Origin of the sequence: Acinetobacter sp. YH16044, assembly GCF_013417145.1 — a bacterium.
Lineage (GTDB): Bacteria > Pseudomonadota > Gammaproteobacteria > Pseudomonadales > Moraxellaceae > Acinetobacter > Acinetobacter amyesii.
Map to the genome: position 1 here is coordinate 1 of NZ_VPEK01000078.1, position 4,481 is coordinate 4,481.

The 4,481-nt window shown below is 52.2% G+C and carries 4 protein-coding genes and 1 pseudogene; 3 read left to right on the plus strand and 2 right to left on the minus strand.

Annotation, left to right across the window (positions count from 1 at the left end; genetic code table 11):
• Window positions 1-589 precede the first annotated feature (589 nt).
• From FTV38_RS16610 to FTV38_RS16625, 3 genes are all read left to right on the plus strand, one after another.
• The gene (locus tag FTV38_RS16610) at window positions 590-934 is read left to right on the plus strand and encodes a MobC family plasmid mobilization relaxosome protein (protein WP_058663788.1); all 345 of its coding nucleotides are present in this window, start codon (window positions 590-592) and stop codon (window positions 932-934) included.
• 677 nt (window positions 935-1,611) lie between these two features.
• A complete protein-coding gene (locus tag FTV38_RS16620; protein ID WP_140428842.1) occupies window positions 1,612-2,103 on the plus strand; it encodes an MbeB family mobilization protein in 492 nt (163 codons plus the stop codon).
• 6 nt (window positions 2,104-2,109) lie between these two features.
• Window positions 2,110-2,325, plus strand: a complete 216-nt coding sequence (locus tag FTV38_RS16625; RefSeq protein WP_000137422.1) for an MbeD family mobilization/exclusion protein — start codon at window positions 2,110-2,112, stop codon at window positions 2,323-2,325.
• 533 nt (window positions 2,326-2,858) lie between these two features.
• Here the strand turns inward: FTV38_RS16625 and FTV38_RS16630 are convergent.
• Together FTV38_RS16630 and FTV38_RS16635 are read right to left on the minus strand one after the other, a co-directional pair.
• A pseudogene (locus FTV38_RS16630) lies at window positions 2,859-3,395 on the minus strand (DUF5384 family protein).
• Window positions 3,396-3,405: 10 nt separating this feature from the next.
• A complete protein-coding gene (locus tag FTV38_RS16635) occupies window positions 3,406-3,765 on the minus strand; it encodes a hypothetical protein (RefSeq protein ID WP_257221968.1) in 360 nt (119 codons plus the stop codon).
• Between the last annotated feature and the right edge of the window lie 716 nt (window positions 3,766-4,481).

The following is a 4,481-nucleotide window of genomic DNA, read 5'->3' on the forward strand; positions in this document are numbered from 1 at the left end:
CCCGGAGCTGAGTGTCAGGCGTGGAATGAGATAAACGCGGCCATAACAGCGGAATGACACCGGTAAACCGAAAGGCAGGAACAGGAGAGCGCACGAGGGAGCCATCAGGGGGAAACGCCTGGTATCTTTATAGTCCTGTCGGGTTTCGCCACCACTGATTTGAGCGTCAGATTTCGTGATGCTCGTCAGGGGGGCGGAGCCTATGGAAAAACGGCAGCTCCGTATCCTCTTCCTGTCCTGCTTGCCATGCCGTATGCCTTTGCTCTTATCCGTTTGCAGGTAACGCCCGCCGCAGCCGAACGTCAGGAGCGGAAGCGACCGAGTGAGCGAGGAGGCGTCATATCACTGTAACCTCCATTTTCTCCTGTACGCCCTGCAGCTGCATTTTTCCCCTGCCACATGAAGCACTTTTATTAAGTGTTACTCCGCCGTAACATATTGAGCCAGTATACACTCCGCTAGCGCTACGTGACTGGTTCAGGGCTGCGCCCCGAAACCCGCCAAAAGCCTGACGCGCCTGCGGCTTGTCCAACCCCGCGCCGACCGGGAAAGGCTTTCCCGCCCGTCCCGGCGTTATCAGGAGGCCGGTTTGTCAGAGAAACGGAACAAGATGCTCACCATGTGGGTGACGGAGGACGAGCACCGGCGGCTGCTTGAGCGCTGTGACGGCAGGCCGCTGGCGGCCTGGATGCGGCAGACCTGCCTGGACGAAAAGCCTGCGCGCACCGGAAAGCTCCCCTCAATTTCGCCGGCGCTGCTGCGCCAGCTTGCCGGCATGGGCAATAACCTGAACCAGATAGCCCGCCGTGTTAACACCGGCGGCGGTACTGGCCATGACAGGGTACAGATTGTGGCGGCGCTGATGGCCATCGATGCCGGACTTGAGCGGCTGCGGCACGCCGTTCTTGAGAAAGGAACGGACGATGATCGTTAAATTTCATCCACGCGGTCGCGGCGGTGGCGCCGGGCCGGTGGACTATCTGCTGGGTAAAGACCGGCAGCGTGAAGGCGCCACCGTCCTGCAGGGGAAGCCGGAAGAAGTCCGGGAGCTGATTGACGCGTCGCCTTACGTTAAGAAATACACCTCCGGCGTCCTGTCGTTTGCGGAGGCCGATCTCCCTCCCGGCCAGCGGGAAAAACTGATGGCCAGCTTCGAGCGGGTTCTGATGCCCGGACTCGATAAAGATCAGTACAGCATTCTGTGGGTGGAGCACGCGGACAAGGGGCGTCTGGAGCTGAACTTTCTGATCCCCAATACCGAGCTGCTGACCGGCAGGCGGCTCCAGCCTTACTACGACCGCGCCGACCGGCCGCGCATCGATGCCTGGCAGACTATCGTGAACGGCAGACTGGGGCTGCACGACCCGAACGCGCCGGAAAACCGCCGGGCGCTGGTCACGCCGTCCGGGCTGCCGAAAACGACGCAGGAGGCCGCAGAAGCCATTACCCGGGGACTACTGAGCTTAGCCTCGTCCGGGGAGCTGAAAAGCCGTCAGGATGTCACTGACACTCTTGAAGGTGCAGGTTTTAAGGTGGTGCGCACCACGAAAAGCAGTATCAGCATTGCCGACCCGGACGGGGGGCGAAACATCCGACTGAAGGGAGCTATCTATGAGCAATCTTTTAACGCTAGCGAAGGACTTAGAGCAGCAATCGAAAGCGCAGCAGAAGAGTACTGGCGAGATGCTGAAAGCCGCATTCTGCGAGCACGAGCAGTCTGTCAGAGCGGAACTGAGCGCAAGCGCGAGGAGAATCAGCGACGCCATCCTCGCCCACGAGCAGAGTATGAGCGAGGCGATGGAGAAAAACCGGCGGAGCGTACTGCGGACTGCCGGGCGGACATGGCTCACCATCCTGATGGTGTCAGCGCTGCTGATCGGCACGAGCGGGAGCATACTGTGGTGGCAGGGGCAGCAGATAACCGACAATTACACGCATCTTCGTCAGCAGGAAGATACCCTGGCGAAAATGACCGCCCGGACGTGGGGAGTGCGCTATCAGGAGAGCAGCGACGGCCGGAGGTTTCTTATCCTACCGCCGGGGATGAAAACCGAAGCCATCCCTTACGGCGGGACGACATGGATCCGCCTGAAACAGGAGTAGCGGAAGATGACAGAGCTGGAAAAGCAGTTGCTGAGCGCATTAGAGCAGCTACAGCAGGACTACTCGCAAAGGCTGGACGAATGGGAGAGCGCCTTCGCGGAATGGCGGAGCATGTGTGGGCTTATGCAACGGGAGAACGCGGTGCTGAACGAGCGCGTGTCGGACTTGAGCACGCAGGTGCTGAGTTTAAGCGAGCAGCTGCGCCGCTTGTCCGGGAACTGAATGCCATCGAGCTCCGGCAGAGGGAGAATGAGTATCAGAAAACACTGGAGCTGGAGCGCCAGCCGCAGAAAACCTACCGCGGGCCGACACTTTAAACCATCCAGGCAGCTGACAACCCGCACGAAGAGGGGCTCTTACTTCTCCCGCTAAATAGGTTCGTGATTAAAAAGATCACGGCCTATACCTGGGGGGGAATTATGAAATTGCTTAACGTCATTGAAGCTGTACTTAACTGCCTGTATCTGGCGGCCGGGCTGTGGGACTGGCTGGAGAAGCATTTACCTGTTTTTAAGGCGTTCGCGCTGATTTTAGTGTGACTTTACACGCCATGCATCTGGCTGCATGGCTATGCAGTCGGGTAAAATTTATCTGTCACGAACGGGGCGGTGTATCGGGTGGTTTGTTGCCGGTTTTACCTGACTGCCGCCCCGTTTGTGGCGAACCCGTCCGGAGCGGTGCGGGCAACAGATGTTATGGTAAATAACATCCGTTGTTAATTAAACTTGAAATCAACTTTAATTATAAAAATGAAGCTAGTTAAACCATTCTCCAGCTTCTTTTTCTCTGGCTTTCCCTTCGCTTTTCATTAAATCTTTCCCGCCTTCTGAAATATTTCTGTTTGAGCCGGCGTGAGATTGAATTACATCTGTTTGGGCTGCCTTGTTTTTTAACTCTTGGTCTATGAATTAATTTTCGCGTTTAACTCTTGCCTCTTCCCTGGCTAATGCTAACTTTTGTTTTTCGATTTCAAGCTTTCTTAGTTCATCTTCATATTTCTGATCTCTATTTTTATCGGCTTTGAGCTCAGCTTCGATTCTTTCACGGTGAGCTTTTCTCTCTGCAGAAGCTATGGCTGCTCTCCTGTTCGCTTCTGCTCTTGCTCTTTCTCTCCTTTTTTGCTCAAGCCGTTTGTTTTCCTCAATTTTTTCTCTCTGGATATCCATGAGTCTTTGCTCTTCAGCTTTTCCCTGCTGTTCAGTTTGAGCTACTGCAGATAATTGTTCTTGAAGTGAGTTTGCAAAGCTGCTTCCACTAAAAGAAAGGATGAGGGGTATAATGATTCTTTTCATCGTTTGAATCTTATTTTTTTACCGGGCATGTTGTGTTTGGCTGGATTCTTGTTTCATTATTTTTTGTGGAAATAACAACAGCTAAACCAGTAGTAAACTGACATGGTTTTCCTACTTGAGTTGATGTAAATACCTTTGTCCCTTCTTTGTAAGTTAAAGAAACACCTTCAACGATAGATTTATCTTTGACTAATGTTCCTACTGCGGCACCGACGGCACCACCGCCAACGGCTCCGGCTGTTGTGCAAAGTCCGCTACCACTTCCGACGTTATGACCAGCCACACCGCCAACCACAGCGCCAAGGATTGCCCCAAAGGTTTGTGCAGCTTGTTTGTTTGCAGTGTTATCAACAGCAACCTTCGCAGGCAAAACAGAAATTATGTTTACAGTTTTCGTCTCCTGTTTTGCATTCAGTTGCCCTGTGTCATAAACGTCAGCAGCATATTGATCGGCATTGGATTGACAGCCTGATAAAGCGGTAATCGAGGCGGTTAGTAGGGCTATGCTTAACAGTGTTTTTTTGAGCTCATGTGACTTCCTGTTTCTTAATGTAAAAAAAACATTTTTAGGAATTATCCGTAAAAAGTAAAGGCTAAAGGTGGTGGTTGATTTTCCGGTAATGGTGCCAACTTACTGATTTAGTGCATGATGGTGTTTTTGAGGTGCTCCAGTGGCTTCCATTTCCATCAGATGTCCTTCCTGGGGTCGGTTTGGGAAATGGAAATTATTGTACGTTAAGAACATAATTTAACCGTTTCTGATTGGTAACTGATTGATTTATTGTTACTGACTATCGCATTTAAGTTATTGCGCTCACGCTGTCGCATTTAGGTTGTCTCATTACCCAAACATACAGGCTAAATGCCGTATAGTGCAGGAGTACACCCTATTGCGATAGCGCGATCTGTTCAAAAAACAGGCTTAACGTACAATAATTTCCAATCTCCAAACTCACCCCTTATTCACGCTGGCCAACCTGTTTCGGGCGGACCAAATGATACGTCAGTGGGAGAGATCTCACTAAAAACTGGGGATAACGCCTTAAATGGCGAAGAAACGGTCTAAATAGGCTGATTCAAGGCATT

What these genes read in the sequence shown, in the direction of transcription:
- FTV38_RS16620 (WP_140428842.1), top strand. Translation starts at nt 1,612, where the DNA reads ATGAGCAATCTTTTAACGCTAGCGAAGGACTTAGAGCAGCAATCGAAA.
- FTV38_RS16625 (WP_000137422.1), top strand. Translation starts at nt 2,110, where the DNA reads ATGACAGAGCTGGAAAAGCAGTTGCTGAGCGCATTAGAGCAGCTACAG.